Annotated in this window: 12 protein-coding genes and 1 pseudogene; 3 read left to right on the forward strand and 10 right to left on the reverse strand. The window is 68.2% G+C overall.

What is annotated here, in order from left to right:
* Positions 1 to 2: 2 nt before the first annotated feature.
* From alr to F1640_RS24165, 9 genes and pseudogenes are all read right to left on the reverse strand, one after another.
* Positions 3 to 1,277 carry an alanine racemase gene (gene alr, locus F1640_RS24125; RefSeq protein WP_124809471.1) on the reverse strand — a complete coding sequence of 425 codons (1,275 nt, stop codon included), beginning with the start codon at positions 1,275 to 1,277 and terminating at the stop codon, positions 3 to 5.
* Complete coding sequence (locus F1640_RS24130) at positions 1,277 to 2,815, reverse strand: amidohydrolase family protein (RefSeq protein WP_124809472.1); 1,539 nt, start codon at positions 2,813 to 2,815, stop codon at positions 1,277 to 1,279. The genes alr and F1640_RS24130 overlap by 1 nt, the downstream gene beginning before the upstream one ends.
* A gap of 137 nt (positions 2,816 to 2,952) precedes the next feature.
* The gene (locus F1640_RS24135) at positions 2,953 to 4,221 is read right to left on the reverse strand and encodes an MFS transporter (protein ID WP_124809473.1); all 1,269 of its coding nucleotides are present in this window, start codon (positions 4,219 to 4,221) and stop codon (positions 2,953 to 2,955) included.
* A gap of 143 nt (positions 4,222 to 4,364) precedes the next feature.
* A complete protein-coding gene (locus tag F1640_RS24140; protein ID WP_124809474.1) occupies positions 4,365 to 5,072 on the reverse strand; it encodes a YoaK family protein in 708 nt (235 codons plus the stop codon).
* A 19-nt stretch (positions 5,073 to 5,091) separates the two neighbouring features.
* Entirely contained in the window at positions 5,092 to 6,462 is a 1,371-nt protein-coding gene (locus tag F1640_RS24145; protein ID WP_194921987.1) for an alginate export family protein, read from the reverse strand.
* Between the two features lies 1 nt (position 6,463).
* Positions 6,464 to 6,883: a DoxX family protein gene (locus tag F1640_RS24150; protein WP_124809476.1), complete on the reverse strand. Its 420-nt coding sequence runs from the start codon at positions 6,881 to 6,883 to the stop codon at positions 6,464 to 6,466.
* Position 6,884: 1 nt separating this feature from the next.
* Positions 6,885 to 7,781 (reverse strand): glyoxalase, encoded by an 897-nt coding sequence (locus F1640_RS24155; RefSeq protein ID WP_124809477.1) that lies wholly within the window; start codon positions 7,779 to 7,781, stop codon positions 6,885 to 6,887.
* 24 nt (positions 7,782 to 7,805) lie between these two features.
* Positions 7,806 to 9,653: an amidohydrolase gene (locus F1640_RS24160; protein WP_124809478.1), complete on the reverse strand. Its 1,848-nt coding sequence runs from the start codon at positions 9,651 to 9,653 to the stop codon at positions 7,806 to 7,808.
* A gap of 77 nt (positions 9,654 to 9,730) precedes the next feature.
* Positions 9,731 to 9,883: pseudogene (locus tag F1640_RS24165) on the reverse strand (DUF1427 family protein); the annotation flags it as partial.
* 200 nt (positions 9,884 to 10,083) lie between these two features.
* On the opposite strand from F1640_RS24165, the gene F1640_RS24170 reads away from it, so the two are divergent.
* From F1640_RS24170 to F1640_RS24180, 3 genes are read left to right on the forward strand one after another with little or no spacing between them, the layout of a single operon-like run.
* Positions 10,084 to 11,784: an MFS transporter gene (locus F1640_RS24170; RefSeq protein WP_223806633.1), complete on the forward strand. Its 1,701-nt coding sequence runs from the start codon at positions 10,084 to 10,086 to the stop codon at positions 11,782 to 11,784.
* A complete protein-coding gene (locus F1640_RS24175) occupies positions 11,781 to 12,902 on the forward strand; it encodes an HlyD family secretion protein (RefSeq protein WP_124809480.1) in 1,122 nt (373 codons plus the stop codon). The genes F1640_RS24170 and F1640_RS24175 overlap by 4 nt, the downstream gene beginning before the upstream one ends.
* Positions 12,902 to 14,308 carry an efflux transporter outer membrane subunit gene (locus F1640_RS24180; RefSeq protein ID WP_124809481.1) on the forward strand — a complete coding sequence of 469 codons (1,407 nt, stop codon included), beginning with the start codon at positions 12,902 to 12,904 and terminating at the stop codon, positions 14,306 to 14,308. The genes F1640_RS24175 and F1640_RS24180 overlap by 1 nt, the downstream gene beginning before the upstream one ends.
* Here the strand turns inward: F1640_RS24180 and F1640_RS24185 are convergent.
* Positions 14,283 to 15,890 carry a hypothetical protein gene (locus tag F1640_RS24185; RefSeq protein WP_124809482.1) on the reverse strand — a complete coding sequence of 536 codons (1,608 nt, stop codon included), beginning with the start codon at positions 15,888 to 15,890 and terminating at the stop codon, positions 14,283 to 14,285. The genes F1640_RS24180 and F1640_RS24185 overlap by 26 nt on opposite strands.
* Positions 15,891 to 15,956: the final 66 nt, after the last annotated feature.

A 15,956-nucleotide genomic window follows, 5' to 3' on the forward strand; every position in this document is an offset into this window, starting at 1 on the left:
GCTCAGCGAGCCTTCAGCACGCGCGGCAATGTCGCGCCCATTACGGTGAGCGCTTCGGGTCCATACACGCTGCCGTTGCGTTCGAATTCCGCCTGCGTGATCCGTTCCGCCCCTTGCGCGCCGAACAGCACGACCTCGTCATCGAGCCGGACCTTGTCCTGCCAGCCAGTGACGTCCGCCATCATCGTGTTCATCGTCACCCGGCCGACCACGGGGAAGCGCCGGCCGCCGATCAGCACTTCGGTGCGGTTGCGGCTTTCCGCCTCGAACTCCGGCCGGTTGGCGTGGCTGAACCCGCGCCGGTAGCCATCGGAATAGCCGATCGGAATGTTGGCGAGCCAGCTTTCGCGGTCGAGCCGATAGGTGCGGTCGTAATTGACGGTCTGCCCGGCGGGATAATGGTTCACCGCCGCCACGCGCGACTTGATCGCCATCGTCGGCTGGAATTTATCGGTCTTTGTGCTGCCCGGATCGCCATAGATCGCGCCGCCCACGCGCACCATGTCGAGCCGGGTTTCGGGATGCTCCAGCGTGGCGAAGGTGTTGGCGGTGTGGCGCAGCAGCGGGCGGGTATCGAGGCCCGCCGAGGCCAGCCAGCGGACGTCGTCCTGAAAGCGCGCGAACTGGCCGAGGATGTCGGCGGCTTCCTCGCTGGGATAGTGCGTCATCGCGCCCGTAATGCGCAGGCTCTTGAGCGCGAGCAGCGCGCGCGCATCGGCCTGGCCATAGAGGCTTGAAAGCTCCACGCCGTTGCGGCTCATGCCCCCGGCATTGAGCGCGAGGTGGACCGCAAGCGCCCCCTTCGGCTTGCGCGCGTGCCACAGCGTTTGCAGCCGCTCGGCCGCGATCGGATTGGCGATCAGTTCGGTGATGCCATGGGCGAAGCCGTCCTCCATCTCCTCGGGCGTGGCGGTGCGGATGCGGATCAGCCGGCCGCGAAAGCCGAGCTGGCGCGCCACGCGGGCCTCGTCGTTCGAGGTGATCGCCACGTCGGCCACGCGCTTGCGCAGGATAGAGGGGATCAGCAGCGCGATGCCGTTGCCATAGGCATCGGCCTTCATCACCGCGCACAAGCGCGTGCCGCCGGTCCATTGGCGCACCGCGTCGATATTGGCCTCGAACGCGCCGGCATCCACTTCGATCCAGCCATTGCGCCGCGCGGCGCGCGCCGCGGTCAGGCCGAAATTGCCGGCCGACAGAATCGGCGCGGCAAAGGCGCGGCCAGCCCCGAAGGCGGCCAGTCCGGCGCCGGCCTTCAGAAAGCCGCGCCGCTGCATCAGAGGCTACCCCGCTTGAGGAACTGGCCCGGATAGCTGCCGGTCGGCTTGCCCTCGCGATAGACCATCACGCCGTTGACCATCACGTCGGAAACGCCCGTGGCCAGCGCGCCGGGGTTCTCCACCGTGGCGTGATCGGCGATAGTATCGGGGTTGAACAGCACCAGATCGGCCTTGTAGCCGGGCTTGATCAGGCCGCGCCCTTCCAGCCCGATGTGCTCGGCCGAAAGCGCGGTCATCTTGTGGATCGCTTCCGGCAGCGTCAGCCGGTGCTGTTCGCGCACGTAGAGCCGCAGCACCTTGGCGAAAGCGCCGGCTCCGCGCGGGTGCCGCGATCCGACCATGCCGTCCGAACAGATGTTGCTGTTGGGCCAGGCGATGAAATCGGCGACGTCGGCGGGCGACATCGCGGTGCCGATCACCGCTTCCACGCGCTCGGCATCGGGATGGGCCTTGCGCCAGGCCTGGGCCGTCTGGATCAGCCAGAGATAGGTCGCGGCCGGTTCCTCGTGCCGTTCGGCGGCGATGTCGGCGATGGTGTGGCCGACATAGGCCGGGTTGGGCGCATAGAAGCCGAGCAGCATGCCGGCGGGCGTGGTCAGGTGCGTCAGCGCGAAGCGCGCGGCGGCGATATCGGTGAAATCGCGCTTGGGGAACAGCACGGTCAGCGTCGATTGCCAGTATTCGTAAGGATAGACATCCGCCGTGACCTTGATCCCGCGCGCCCGCGCGGCATCGAGCTTGGCCAGCACCTTTCCGGCATCGCCCCAGCGATCAACGAGGCCCAGCTTGAGGTGCGAGATCTGCACGGGAACACCGGTCTTCTCGCCCAGGTCGAGCAGTTCGTCGAGCGCGGCGTCGAACGTCAGGTCCTCGTTGCGCATGTGGCTGATGTAGCGCCCGTGATCCGCCTGCGTGGTGCGGGCGAGCGCGAGCAGTTCGCCATGGTCCGAATAGATGCCGGGATCGTATTCGAGTCCGGTGGACAGGCCCAGCGATCCGGCCTTGAGATCGGCGTCGAGCAGCGCCTGCATCTGGGTAACTTCGGCGGGCGTGGCGATGCGCTTGTAGTCCTCGCCCATCACCTTTTCGCGCAAGTAGCCGTGCCCGGTATAGGCGGTGACGTTGACCGCGGCGGGCCGCGCGGCGAAGCGGGCGGCGGTTTCGGCGAAGGGGCCGTCGCTGCCCCCGTCCTGCCCGACGACCACGGTGGTCACGCCCTGCGCCAACAACACCGGCATCGCGCGATCGGCATAGTCGCCCCGGTCATGATGGCTGTGGCTGTCGATGAAGCCGGGCGCCAGCGCCAGGCCATCGCCCCGGATCACCGTGTCGGCGGGCGTGGCCGGCAGATCGCCGACCGCCACGATCCTGTCGCCATCCACGCGGACGGAGACCTTCTGCCCCGCCGCGCCGGACCCGTCGTAAACCGTCGCCCCGGTAATCAGCGTCGAAGCGCCGGCCGGTCCGGCGAAAGCCAGCGCGCTCGCCAGCGCCAGAACGACCGTCCGGGATTGCCTTGAAATCAGTCCGCCCATATCACCCCCTGCTGCCGGGGGTGCGCGGTGCCCGCGATGCGGCCGCAAGACACCCGACAAACCCCCGTGGTGATCCTATTCGCGCCGGTTTGCGCTTGTCACGCCCTTAGGAACGGCGATGCGAACAAAGGTGTGCGCTATGCCGCCCGGGAAGCCCCGCTCCCCATCTCCAGCGCATAGTCCCCGCGGGCGAGGACAAGGCTGAGCGCGCACAGCAGGCAGGGCACCGGCAGGATCAGCAGCGCCTTGTCCAGCCCGATCCGGTCGGCGATCAGCCCGGTCACGAACGGCCCCGGCGCCAGGCCGAGCAGGTTGTTGCTGAGCGCCAGGACGGCCATCACCGTGCCATGGATCGCGCGCGGCGTGAGGTTCGCCGCCATCGCCCCGGCAATCCCCGCCACGCCGGCAACGACCAGCAGCGCGCACCCGATCAGCATGAGTTGCACCGTGCCGGGCGGCGAAAGAAAGGCACCGGCAAAGAACGCGGCTGCCATCAGCGCATAAACCAGCGCGATACGCGGCTTGATCGCCGGATCGCGCCGGGCGAGGCGATCGCCCACCACGCCGCAGGCAACCATGCCGATCGCGCAGACCAGCAGGAACAGCGCGGTCGTCCGGCCCGCGCGATCGATCGGCATGGCATAGTACCGGGTCAGCAGCAGCGGCAGGAACACGGAAAGCGCGCCGGCGCAGAACAACTGGCTGCCGCTGGCGAAATAGGTCAGCCACAGCAGGCGTCGTCCGAACAGCTGGCGCCCCAGCACGCGCCAATCCAGCTTCTCGCGCGACGGGGCGGGGCCGAGGCGGCTTTCGCGCACGATCAGCAGATAGAGCGCCGCCAGCACCAGGCCGGCTCCGCCGATCGCCTCGAACGCGCTGCGCCAGCCGTGCGCGGCCGCGATCTGGCCGCCGACCGCCACGCCGACCATCTGCCCGACGACCGAGCCGGCGAGAAACGAGGAAGACAGCGTCGAACGCAGGCCCACCGGAAACACCGCCAGCACCACGGCGATGCCCACGCTGCCATAGGCCGCCTCGCCCACGCCCACGAGCAGCCGGGCGAACAGCATCTGGTGATAGCTCTGCGCCAGCGCGCCGCCCAGCGTGGCGAGGCTCCACAGCGTTGCCATCGCGAACAGGCTGCGCACGCGACCGAACCGGTCGGCCGCCAGCGACAGCGGGAAGGTGAGCAGGCCCACCGCCAGCGCGACCACGCTGGACAGCGAGGCGACCTCGGCATCGCCCAGGTTCCATTCGGCCTTGAGCAGAGGGTTGACCGCGTTGAGCACCTGCCGGGCCATGTGATCGGACATCAGCAGCCCGAAGCTCAGCGCGAACACGATCCAGCCATAGGCGCTCGTCCGCTCCGGGCCGGGCTGATCGATCGCGACGGCCGCGTGCGCCATTCAGAACATTCCACCGTTGGGGCTGATAATCTGGCCGGCATGATGCCGCTGTGTTCTTCCTAGTTCAGGCCCAGAATAGTTTCTTTTGAATTTGCGCCAATGAATTCTCTATTTGCGCCATCGATGGGTTGGCATTTCGGGCGTTATCCGCCCGTATGAGGCATGGCGGCGGCGGGATGGCGCACGCAGGCGAGCGTACCGCTCATGATGATCGCTCCCGCCACGCACAACGGCAGGACAAGACCGGCATGGATGACCATCAACGCGCCCCCGGCCGCGCCCGCGAAAATGGCCAGGATCGCGCCGAGCCTGCGGGAAAGATTGGGGTTGCCGCCCCCCGCCAGATGGGAATCGGCGGCGATGCCGGTGATGGTGAGCGTCAGGACGGTAGTAGTGAGGTCCGGCACCTTGAGCTGGCGGACGGTGGCGTTGCGGAAACCCATGGCGATGGCGGTCAACGCGATGATCGCGAACAATGCGGCCTCCGGCTCCTGTGCCGGCACGCGGAAGGTCAGCGCCACCGCCGCCGCCAGCCACAAGGCGATGGTCTCGATCAGGGCGGAGATGGTCAGCCAGCGGCGCAGCGGCTCGCGGCCGAACCGCTGGCCGACCCGGCCCGCCAACAGCGCACCGCCGAAGAAGGCGAGCAGCGCGACGAGATAGGGCGCAATGCGGAAGCCGGGGGTGCCGGCGGCGGCGAAGCCCAGGAAGACGATGTTCCCGGTCATGTTGGCGGTGAACACCTTGCCAAGCCCCAGCACGCTGACCGCATCGACCAGCCCGGTGGTGACCGACAACAGCAGCAGCAGGCCCGGAAGGGGCGAGGTCGACGGTTTGCCGGATTCAGACATTGCTTGTTCTTCCTTGGTCCTAAAAACGGAAATTGCTTTCGAAGCCGATCATGGTGATGGTGTGTGCGGGGCCGGTTTCGCGGATGAAGGTGCCTGGTGTGAAGACCGAGAGGGAGCCGGACAGTTCCAGTTCGGCCGTGGTTTGCCAGGCCAGCGTGGCTTCGGCTTCCTTGCCGATGAAGCGGGCGCGGCTGGTGCCGGGCGCGCGGATCAGGTTGCCGGGAATGTCATAGACGCCGTCGCCCGCCGTGTAGCGCCAATAGGCCATGGCGGCGATGCTGGCGGACCAGCCCTGGCCCAGCGGCGCGCTGATCCGGGGATTGAGGCTGACGATGTTGGTCGGCCCCACGGGAGAAAGCTCGCCGAAGTACTTGCCCTTGGGGAACAGCGCGTTGAACGTGCCGAGATGATTATCGCGCGGATTGCGGTCGCCGCTGACCACGTTGAAGCGCACGGTCACGTCGGGCGAGAGGTGGCCCAGCGGCACGGCGCGGCCCACCTCGCTGCCCAGCGTCCAGGCGGCGATCGGCCGCCCCGCAAAATTCCCGAACTGGTAGACACCCTCGACGTTCCAGTGCCAGTCGGCGCGCGCGCCGTGGAGCCGCGCGCCGATCGTGTGGCGCCGTTCCTGGCCGGATGCCCCGCCGAAGCGGGCATCGCGGTTGTAATAGCCGAGATAGTAGAGGTCGACGCCCGGCACCGTCGCGTAAGCGCCCCACAGCGCCTTGGCGGGGGACGTGCGATCGTCGAAGTTGCCGGGGCCCGAGACCACCGGCTTCACCGCCAGCAGGCTGAGCTGCGCCGGCCCGTGGGTAACGATGGCGCGCACGCCGTCGAAGGCCAGCGGCACGTTCGGGCCATAGCGCGTGCCGACGAGCCGTTCGGTGCCGAGCGAGAGCATCTGGCGCCCGGCGCGCAGGGTGACCGGCCCCGTGCCCACTTCGGCGAAGCCTTGCAGCAGGTCGATCCCGGTGCGGTCGACCGGCCCGGGGGCGGGGGCGACGCCGGCGGCATAGGCGACGATGGGCTGGGCGAACAGGCGCACCGGCCCGGCATGGAGATCGGCATAGGGCAGCGCGCGCACCCACAGGAAGCTGTCGTCGGGCGCCTGCGCGCCGCCCCACAGCGCGTTGCGGTTGTTCTCGTTGCGCAGGCGCACCTCGATGCCCGTGGACAGCCAGGCATCATCGCCCAGCGGCATGTACTTGAAGGGGCCGGTCCAGTGGTGGGCGCGCTTTGCCGCGTCGGCCAGGTCCGACCAGTCCTCGTCATAGCGCGTGATGCTCAGCGTCGGCGCCTGCCAGGCTTCGGCGGTCTGGGCGGCCGCCGGGGCGGGCCGTAGCGAGGACGGCACGGCGAGCAGCAGCGCGAGGAGGACACGGCGCGCCATGTCACCGCGCCTGTCGCGCCACCAGCGCCACCAGCACGAAGCCGCCCGCCAGCCCGAGGTGCTCGAAGAAGGCGTTGGTCGCCATGAACCGGTCCGCGCCGGCGGGCAGGGTCCAGAAGGCGTTGGCCAGCGTGGCCGCCAGAAGCGTGAACACGCCGAGCATGCCGGCGCCCAGCCAGACGAGGCGGCCGGCAAGGATCAGCAGCGGACCGGTGATCTCGACAAGAATGGTAAGAGCGGCCCATAAGCCAGCGGGATGCAATCCAAAATGCGCCTGCTCCGCCAGCGCGCCCGGCCAGTCCGCCAGCTTGGTCACGCCGCCCAGAAGGTAGGCGCTGACCAGTAGCAGGCGGGCGGCGAACCACGTCGGCGTCCAGCCGAGCAGCTGGTCCACGAAGCGGGGCGGGGCATCGGCGGCCATGTCACTGCGCCGCCGCGGCGTGGATTTCGGCGATATAGCCGCCGGGGAAGCGCACGATCGCGCTCTGGCGGGCGTTGGCGGTGAACGGGGCGACCAGCGTCTCGACACCGGCGGCCTTGGCCCGCGTCAGCGTGGCGGCCAGATCCGCCGTCTCGTAGCCGGTCATGTCGCGGCCATAGGGCCAGGGAAGCTGCCCGTCGGTGACGAAGACGACCATCCGGCCATAGCCGCTGTCGATGGCGACGCGGCGGATCGTCTTGCCGGGCTGGCCCACCTCGGCCCCCGATGCGGCGCGGTTGTCCGCCGTGACCCGGCCGTGCGCGAAGCCGGTCCAGCTCGCGATGAAGCGGTCGGCGGCATCGGCCGTCAGGTAGATGCGGTTCTCGGGCACGGTGGCGAGCGGCGCGTAGCTCGGCTTGGCGGTGTGCCAGTAGAGCTGCATGTTCACGCCGCCCGGCCACTGGATCACCACGTCGCGCCCGATCGGATCGGGAAAGGCATCGAGCCGGCGCACCGCGCCATGCTTCACCGCGGAAGCGATGGCGGCGTCCATGTCGGTCACCAGATAGCCGGTGCGCTCGTCGCCGAAGGGGTAGGGGATCGGCGTCTTGAAGCCGAAGGCGGACACCGTGCCGGCGGGCGTCAGCGCAAGCTGCGACTTGGTCAGGCTCCTGGTGGGCGTGACCTGGAATTCGCCCTGCTTGCTGGTGCTGCCGCCGAAGGTGGCGACGAAGCTGGCGACGAAGGTGTCGAAGGCGTCTTCGGGCACGTAGACATGGGTCGTGTCGTACTGCGGCCCCACGGCGTAGTCGGCGGCGGCGGCGGCGGCATCGCGCGCGAACGCTGCCGGTGCGGACAGAACCAGACTGACAGCAGCAAGATAGGCAAGCTTTCTCATGTGATTTCTCCTGTGTTCCCGGGATCAGACCGCCCAGCAGCCGCAGCCGAGCGCGCCCCAGAAGGTCTGCACGTCGGCCGCCGGCACGGACGCGCCCAGCGCGGCGGCGTGATCGTGGCCATGGACGCCGCAGGCGGAGTGGCAACCGCAGGCCGAAGCGAGCCTGGCCCGCGCCTCGGGCGTCTTGTGGTAGCCGCCGAAGGTCGCGACCGGCGACCAGTCGGGCATCGGGCGCGGCAGGGCCGGGGCGAGCGGCGCATAGTCCCCCTCGCCATGGACGACCTTGCCGCCCAGCAGCGTCAGGACCGAGCGGATGTGGACGATCGCGTGCTCGGGCACGCTGAAGTAATCGTCCGACAGCACCGCCAGATCGGCAAGCTGCTCCGCCTTGATCTGACCTTTCTTCCCCACTTCGTTGGAAAACCACGTATTCTCGTAGGTCCACATCGCCAGCGCCTTTTCCCGGCTGACGCGGTTGGCGCCGGGATAGAGCGCGAGCCCGCCCACCGTGCGCCCGGTGACCAGCCAGGCCAGCGACACCCACGGGTTGTAGCTGGCGACGCGCGTGGCATCCGTGCCCGCGCCCACCGGGATGCCCGCGGCGATCATCCTCGTGATCGGCGGGGTGCGCTCGGCCGCCCTGGCGCCATAGCGTTCGACGAAGTATTCGCCCTGATAGGCCATGCGGTGCTGCACGGCGATGCCGCCGCCCAGCGCGGCGATGCGGTCGATGTTGCGGTCGCTGATCGTCTCGGCATGGTCGAAGAACCAGTTGATCCCGGTCAGCGGGATATCGCGGTGGACCTTCTCGAACACGTCGAGCGCGCGGCCGATGGTCTGGTCGTAGGTGGCGTGGAGGCGCCAGGGCCAGCGGTGTTCGGCCAGCAGGCGGATCACCGGTTCGAGATCGCCTTCCATGCTCGGCGGCATGTCGGGCCGGGCGACGCGGAAGTCCTCGAAGTCGGCGGCCGAATAGACCAGCATCTCGCCCGCGCCGTTGTGGCGGTAGCTGTCGTCGCCCTGGCCCGGGCTGACCTGCTTCACCCAGCCGCTGAAGTCGGCGAGTTCCTCCTTGGGCTTCTGCGTGAACAGGTTGTAGCTGACGCGCACGGTCAGTTCGCCGTCCTGGTGCAGCTTCTCGATGATCCGGTAGTCGTCGGGATAGTTCTGGAAGCCGCCGCCGGCATCGATCACGCCGGTCACGCCCAGACTGTTCACATCGCGCATGAAGTGACGGGTGGAATTGATCTGATAGTCCTCGGGAAGTTTGGGCCCCTTGGCCAGCGTCGAATAGAGGATCGTGGCGTTGGGCTGGGCCAGCAGCAGGCCGGTCGGGTTGCCGGCCGCATCGCGCACGATCTCGCCACCGGGCGGATTGGGCGTGTCCTTCGTGTAGCCCACCACCCGCAGCGCGGCGGCGTTGAGCAGCGCGCGGTCGTAGAGGTGCAGGATGAACACCGGCGTATCGGGCGCAACGGCGTTGAGCTCGGCGATCGTCGGCAGGCGCTTCTCGGCGAACTGGTGCTCGGTGAAGCCGCCGACCACGCGCACCCATTGCGGCGCGGGGGTGCGATCGACCTGCTGCTTCAGCATGGCCATCGCCTCGGCCAGCGAGGGCACGCCGTCCCAGCGCAGTTCCATGTTGAAGTTCAGGCCACCGCGGATGATGTGCATGTGGCTGTCGATCAGCCCCGGAATGACGCGGCGGCCCCCGGCATCGATCACCCGCGCATCGGGCAAGGCCGCGGCGCGGACTTCCGCCTCGCTCCCCACCACCAGAAACCTCCCATCGCGCACCGCAACAGCCTCCGCCACCGGATTGGCGCGATCAAGCGTCGTTACCTGCGCGTTCACGAGAATAAGATCGGACATGGGCTTTCCCCTCGGGTGGGCCGACGTGCCGGCCCGGATGCGGTTCAGTCGGTTGGAAGATCGCGGTGGAGCGCGGTCCGCCGGGCGAAGGACCCGGCCCGTTCTCCGGCCAGCATCCCCAGCAAGCCGACCAGGGCGATGACCGGAGGCGCTGGCGAATGTACGCCCAGCAGGGCATAAAGGATGCCGATCAATGTGCCGGCGCCCAGCGAGAGCAGGTGGTTCTTCATGGCGGCTTCCCCGTGCCTGGAAGGTTTCCGTGATTTCGAGCGGCAGAATACGCGGCGGGGATTTTCCGAAAATCAGGATAAATTGGTTCAAGCTTTTCCGAAAAATAGAAAAGTTTGAAAAAGCCGCAGACCGCGTTGCCTGTCCCTGCGACGCGCCCTATAGTGTTCGGATCGTTGCCATTCTGGCGGCTGGGGGCGGCGTGGACGGACAGGACGTCTATCAGTTCAAACCGCATGAACGGCCCACCCTGCCAGGGTCGCCCGCCAATCCCGATCATCCCGCGCGGCGGCGCGTGGGCTATTTCGCGGTCGGCGTGCTGATTGGCGTGACCGCAGGCTTGGGCAATGCGCTGGTGGCGGTCAATCTCAACTTCGCGCAGGGCACGCTCGGCCTCTATTCCAACGAGGCGGCCTGGCTGACGGCGGCCTATCTCATGACCAACACCACGGCGAACCTGCTGCTGGTGAAGTTCCGGCAACAGTTCGGCCTGCAGAGTTTCGTCCGGTACATGCTGGGCGCCTATGCGCTGGCGACGCTGCTGCACCTGTTCGTCCACGGCTTCTGGTCGTCGGTGCTGGTGCGCGCGGCCAGCGGCATGGCGGCGGCGGCGCTCACGTCGCTGACCATCCTCTATCTGATGCAGGCCATGCCCGCGCCAAAGCGGCTGGTCGGGGTGATGCTGGGCATCTCCATTCCGCAGCTGGCGACGCCGCTGGCGCGCGTGCTTTCGCCAGGCCTGCTGGAATGGGGCGACTGGCACATGCTCTATTGGTTCGAGCTGGGGCTGGCGCTGGCCATGCTGGCGGCGATCATGATGCTGCCCCTGCCGCCGAGCGAGCGGTTCAAGGTGTTCGAGCGCTCCGATTTCCTCACCTTTGCGTTGCTCGGGCCGGGCCTGTGGCTGCTGATTGCGGCGCTGACGCAGGGCCGCATCGAATGGTGGACCGACCGTACGTGGATCGGATGGGCGCTGGCCGGCAGCATGGTGATGATTGCGGGGGCGCTGCTGATCGAGCATTTCCGCGAGAACCCACTGATCAACACGCGCTGGCTGGGCACGCGCGAGATGCTGCGGCTGATGGCCGTGGCGGCCTCCGTGCGCATTCTGCTGTCGGAACAGGCGTTCGGGTCGGTAGGCCTGCTCAACGTGGTGGGCATGATCAACGACCAGATGGTCACGTTGAACCTCGTGATCGTGCTGGCCTCGATCGCAGGCATGACCGTGGCGGTGCTGACCTTCAATCCCGAGAATCTTACGCGCCCGATCACGCTGTCGGCCGTGCTTATCGCGATCGGGGCTTTCATCGATGCGGGATCGACCAACCTCAGCCGGCCGGAGATGTTCTATTTCAGCCAGGCGCTGATCGGGTTCGCCTCGCTGCTGTTCATGGCGCAGGCGATGGTCATCGGCATGGCCCGGACGCTGCTGGCCGGACCGCGCAATTTCATCAGCTTCGTGGTTCTGTTCAGCCTGAGCCAGAGCATCGGCGGTCTTGTCGGCACCGCCGCCCTCGGCACGTTCGAGACGGTGCGGGAGAAGTACCATTCGCACGAACTGGTGCAGGACGTGGTCATGACCGATCCGCAGGTGGCCTTGCGCGTGCGGGCAGGTTCGGGCGCGGTCGCGCCGGTGATCGGCGATCCGGCGCTGCGGAGCGCGGAAGGCGTTGCCCTGCTTTCGCAGCAGACCACGCGCGAGGCGCATATTCTTGCCTTCAACGATCTCTTTCTGGTGGTCTGCGTGCTGGCCGTGGCAGCGGCCCTGTGGGGCGTGGCGATCCGCCGCGCGATCCTGCGACGGCACGAGATTTCGCCGGTGATTCTCCTGCAACAGAAGATGGCCGAGCAGGCGGCCGCGATGACGAGTCCCGCCACGGGGCGAAACGGGGAAAGCGCATGACGGATCAGGGGCCAAGCGAAACGATCAGGGCGGAACCGGCCCCGGCCGATCCACAGGTCAACCCCGTGCCCAACGGCTGGAGGCCGCCGGCCAAGAGCCGCCTGACCGTGATCGTCATCGCCACGATCGCCGTGGCGGCGGCGCTGGCGATCCTTTACGCTTGGCAATTGCCCCCGTTCGCGGGCTGGAGCGAGGGCACGGACAACGCCTATGTGCGGGGCAGGGTCACCGTGATCAGCCCGCAGGTGAGCGGCTATGTGACGTCCGTGCCGGTTCGCGACTTCGCGCAGGTGAAGGCCGGGCAGGTGCTGGCCACGATCGATGACCGCATCTATGCGGCGCGGGTCGAACAGGCCAAGGCGAACCTAGCCGCGCAACTGGCCGCGCTCGCCAATTCGCAGCAGAGCCAGCGCGCGCGCGAAGCGGCGCTGACCGGGCAGGAAGCCGGGATCGCCAATGCGCAAGCGCAGCTCGTGCGGGCCGAGGCTGACATGAAGCGCGCGAACGCGCTGGTGGCCGATGGATCGATTTCCGAACGCGAGCGCGACCAGACGCGCGCCGCGTTGCTGGCGGCGCAGGCGGGCGTGCGGCAGGCATCGGCAACGCAGCAGGTCGGCCAGCAGGACGTCCGTTCGGTGCTGGTCGGCCGGGGCGGGCTGGAAGCGGCGGTGGAAGGGGCGAAGGCGCAGCTCCGGCTGGCGCAGGTCGATCTCGACAACACCGTGATCCGCGCGCCGTCGGACGGCCAGCTTTCGGAGATCGGGGTGCGCAACGGGGCCTTTGTCACGGCGGGCACGCAGCTCATGTTCCTGGTGCCCAACGACTTCTGGATCATCGCCAATTTCAAGGAGGCGCAGACCAGCGGGATGCGGATCGGCCAGCCGGTGACGTTCCGTGTCGACGCGCTGAACGGAACGAAGCTGACGGGCAAGGTGGAGAACCTCTCGCCGGCGGCGGGGTCCGAATTCGCGGTGCTCAAGCCCGACAACGCCACCGGCAACTTCGTCAAGATTCCCCAGCGGATCGCGGTGCGCATCCGCATCGATCCCGGGCAGGCAGCGGCGGCCCACCTGCGGCCGGGCATGTCGGTCGAAGTGCGCGTGGCGACGAGGCACTGATGCGCCGCACCGCGATCCATCCGCTTCCCGTGGCGCTCTGTGCCGCGCTGGCAGCCTGCGCCGGCCCGCGTATCGAGACGGCTCAGGTGGCGCCCGTGGTGCCGCCGGCGGAATGGCGGGTCGATACCGCGCAGTCCGGCCTGGTCGAACCGGCCTGGTGGCAGGCATTCGGGGACCCGGTGATGACGGGGCTGATCGATCATGCCCTGGCCGGCAATCCCGATATCGCCATCGCCGCCGCGCGCGTGCGCGATGCGAAGGCGCAGGAGATGGCGGCGCGCGCCGCCTTGCTGCCCACCCTGGACGCCACCGGCGCGGCGGCCCAATCGCGCAGCGTCAATGCCTTCGGCAAGCCGGCCGAGCAGACCGCCGCGCAACCGCAGCTGCAGGTGGCATGGGAAGTCGATCTGTTCGGCCGCCTGTCCGATCAGGCGTCGGCGGCCCGGTCCGCGTGGTTCGCCAGCGAGGCGGCGCGTGATGCCGTGCATCTGTCGATCGCGTCGGCGGTGGCGAGCGGGTATATCACGCTGCGCGCGCTGGATGCCCGGCTTGAGGTTGCGCGGGCGACGCTCGCCGCGCGCGAACAGGCGCTGGGCCTGATCCGGCGCCGGACCGACGCCGGCTATGCCTCGCGGCTGGAACTGGCGCAGGCCGAAGCCGAATACCAGTCTGCCGCGCAGATCATCCCGGCGATCGAACAGGGCATTGCCCGGCAGGAAAACGGATTGCGCGTGCTGGCGGGCGATCTTCCCGGCGATGTCGCGCGCGGCACCACGCTGGCCGCGCTGCACGAGCCGGCAATCCCCGAGGCGCTGCCGTCCGACCTGCTGCGCCGCCGTCCCGATGTCGCACAGGCGGAATGGCAGCTGGCCGGGGCCGATCATGCTCTGGCGGCGGCGCGCAAGCGCTTCCTGCCACAAGTGCGGCTTTCGGCTTCGGCGGGAGCGGCGTTGTCGACACTGCTCGCCGATCCGATCACGATCTGGGCGGCAGGGGGCAGCGTGCTGGCGCCGCTGTTCGAAGGCGGCCGCCTGCGCGCCGGCGCGGAAAGTGCGGCGGCGCAGCGCGATGCGGCCGCGTTCGCCTATCGCAAGGTCGCGCTCAACGCCTTCCGCGAAGTCAACGATGCGCTGGTTACCGTTGTTCGCACCGACGAGCAGGCCGCCATCCTGACCGCGCAACGCGATGCGCTGGCACGGGCATACCGGCATGCCAGCGCGCGCTATGCGTCCGGCTATTCGCCCTATCTCGAACAGCTCGATGCCCAGCGCGGCCTGCTCGCCGCGGAACTGGCCTTGATCCAGTCCCAATCCGACGCGCTGACGGCGCGCGTGGCCTTGTTCCAGGCACTGGGTGGGGGATGGATGCCCGAAAGAGCGGCTACCGATCCCCAGAACCGGAAGTGACCGCAGGACGGTTCGTGCGCCGGCATATCCGGATGGTATCGCCTGCGCTCACGCAGTGGAACCCGCGTTGCAGCATCGCTTCGGCGGCCGCGGTGAAGCCCTGCCAGCGCCGGTTGAGTTCGGCAAAATCGGCAACGGGCGTCACGAAAGTGCCCGGTACCAGCGGCTGATCCTCGGGAAAATCCACGATGAGGTAATCCGCCTTCACGGCGCAGGCCAATATGCCATCGAGCACCTTGGCGTCGGTGAACCGGTACTGGAAGAAGCGCGGGCAGACGAGCCGGTCCGACCGCGTGCCCGAAGCATGATGTAGATCATTGTCGGAGCCCAGCCGCGCGTAGCGGACCGGAGCCGGCCCCGCCACCTGGTGAAGCGCGATGGCTTCGGGCGGGTCGGCATCGAGTTCCTCCAGGCGGTCGAAGAAGTCCAGCGGGCTGTCGTCTGTCCAAGTCTCCGCGCCGGCAAAGGACAGCACCCCTGCCGCCCCGAGGATCACCGGCAAGGCGATGAGCGGGCCGTAGCTGGCCAGCAGGTCCGGGATCGCCACTGCCGCCGCCAGCGCCAGAAAGACATGGAGCACGGCGAGGTGCGGCCCCCAGATGGCCGTCAGGCCGATCACGGCAAGCGAAACGGGGTAGATCGCGAGGCATCCCGCCAGAAACGGGCGCAGCGCGTCACCTGCCGGCGCGCGCAGGAACCGGACCAGCAGGAACAGGAACGCCGCGAGCGACAGCGCCAGTATCGCCTTGCCGAAATACAGCGCGGTAAGCGCGTGATTCCCGATGTTGCCGATCAGCGTCGGCGCGGAAAAGACGTTGCTTTGCGAATAGAACAGATTCGCCTGCTGGGCTGCCAGATAGCCGTGCAGTTCCCCGCGCATGGCCAGACCCGCCAGAACGATGGCCGAAGCGAGCGCGCAGGCCGATCCGCATCGCCACAGGAACCCGGCGGCCGGTTCGCGCGGGGTGTATCGGGCAATCGCGTGAACCAGCACAAACGCCAGCGCGATCGGCGCGTAGATCAGCTTGGTGAGCAGCAGGGCCGCCAGCGCCACGCCGGTGGCGATGCTGCGTCCTGACGTGGCAAGGCCGATGGTCGCCAGCGTCAGCACGATTCCCGGCGGAATGCTGCCGCCCCGATCGTACATCGGCCCGGTCAGCATGAAGGCCGATGCCACGAGGACCAGTCGCTGGCCCAGAACGCATCCGGGATGGAAACGCCGCGCCAGGGCCGCAGCGATCAGCGCGGCCCCGCCCACGCAAGCCAGCTCGAAGCCGTATTCCGCAAGAGGACCGATCAGGCGCTGCACCGCGATGGCGTAGTAGAACAGCGGGTCCTTGTTATCGATCACATCGACATAGAGCCGATCGCCGGCCAGCATCCGCTCGGCAACGGACTGATAGAGCGACCGGTCCGCCACGGGTTCGGGCACGAGACGGGTCGTGAAGAACAGGAGGAAGACCGGGATCAGGAGCCAGTCGAGCCAGGTGCCGAACCACTTGGCGGTGGAACGACCGTCGGCATGGCTGCTTCTACGCTCGGAAAATCTCCGCCAAGCCTGCCATCGGTGCGTCATTGTCATGGTGCGGCGTCTTTACCAAGATCGGAACAAAGTCCTATCAGGAATGATGATTTCCAACACAGACCC

The organism is Novosphingobium sp. NBM11 (assembly GCF_015390225.1).
Classification (GTDB): Bacteria; Pseudomonadota; Alphaproteobacteria; order Sphingomonadales; family Sphingomonadaceae; genus Novosphingobium.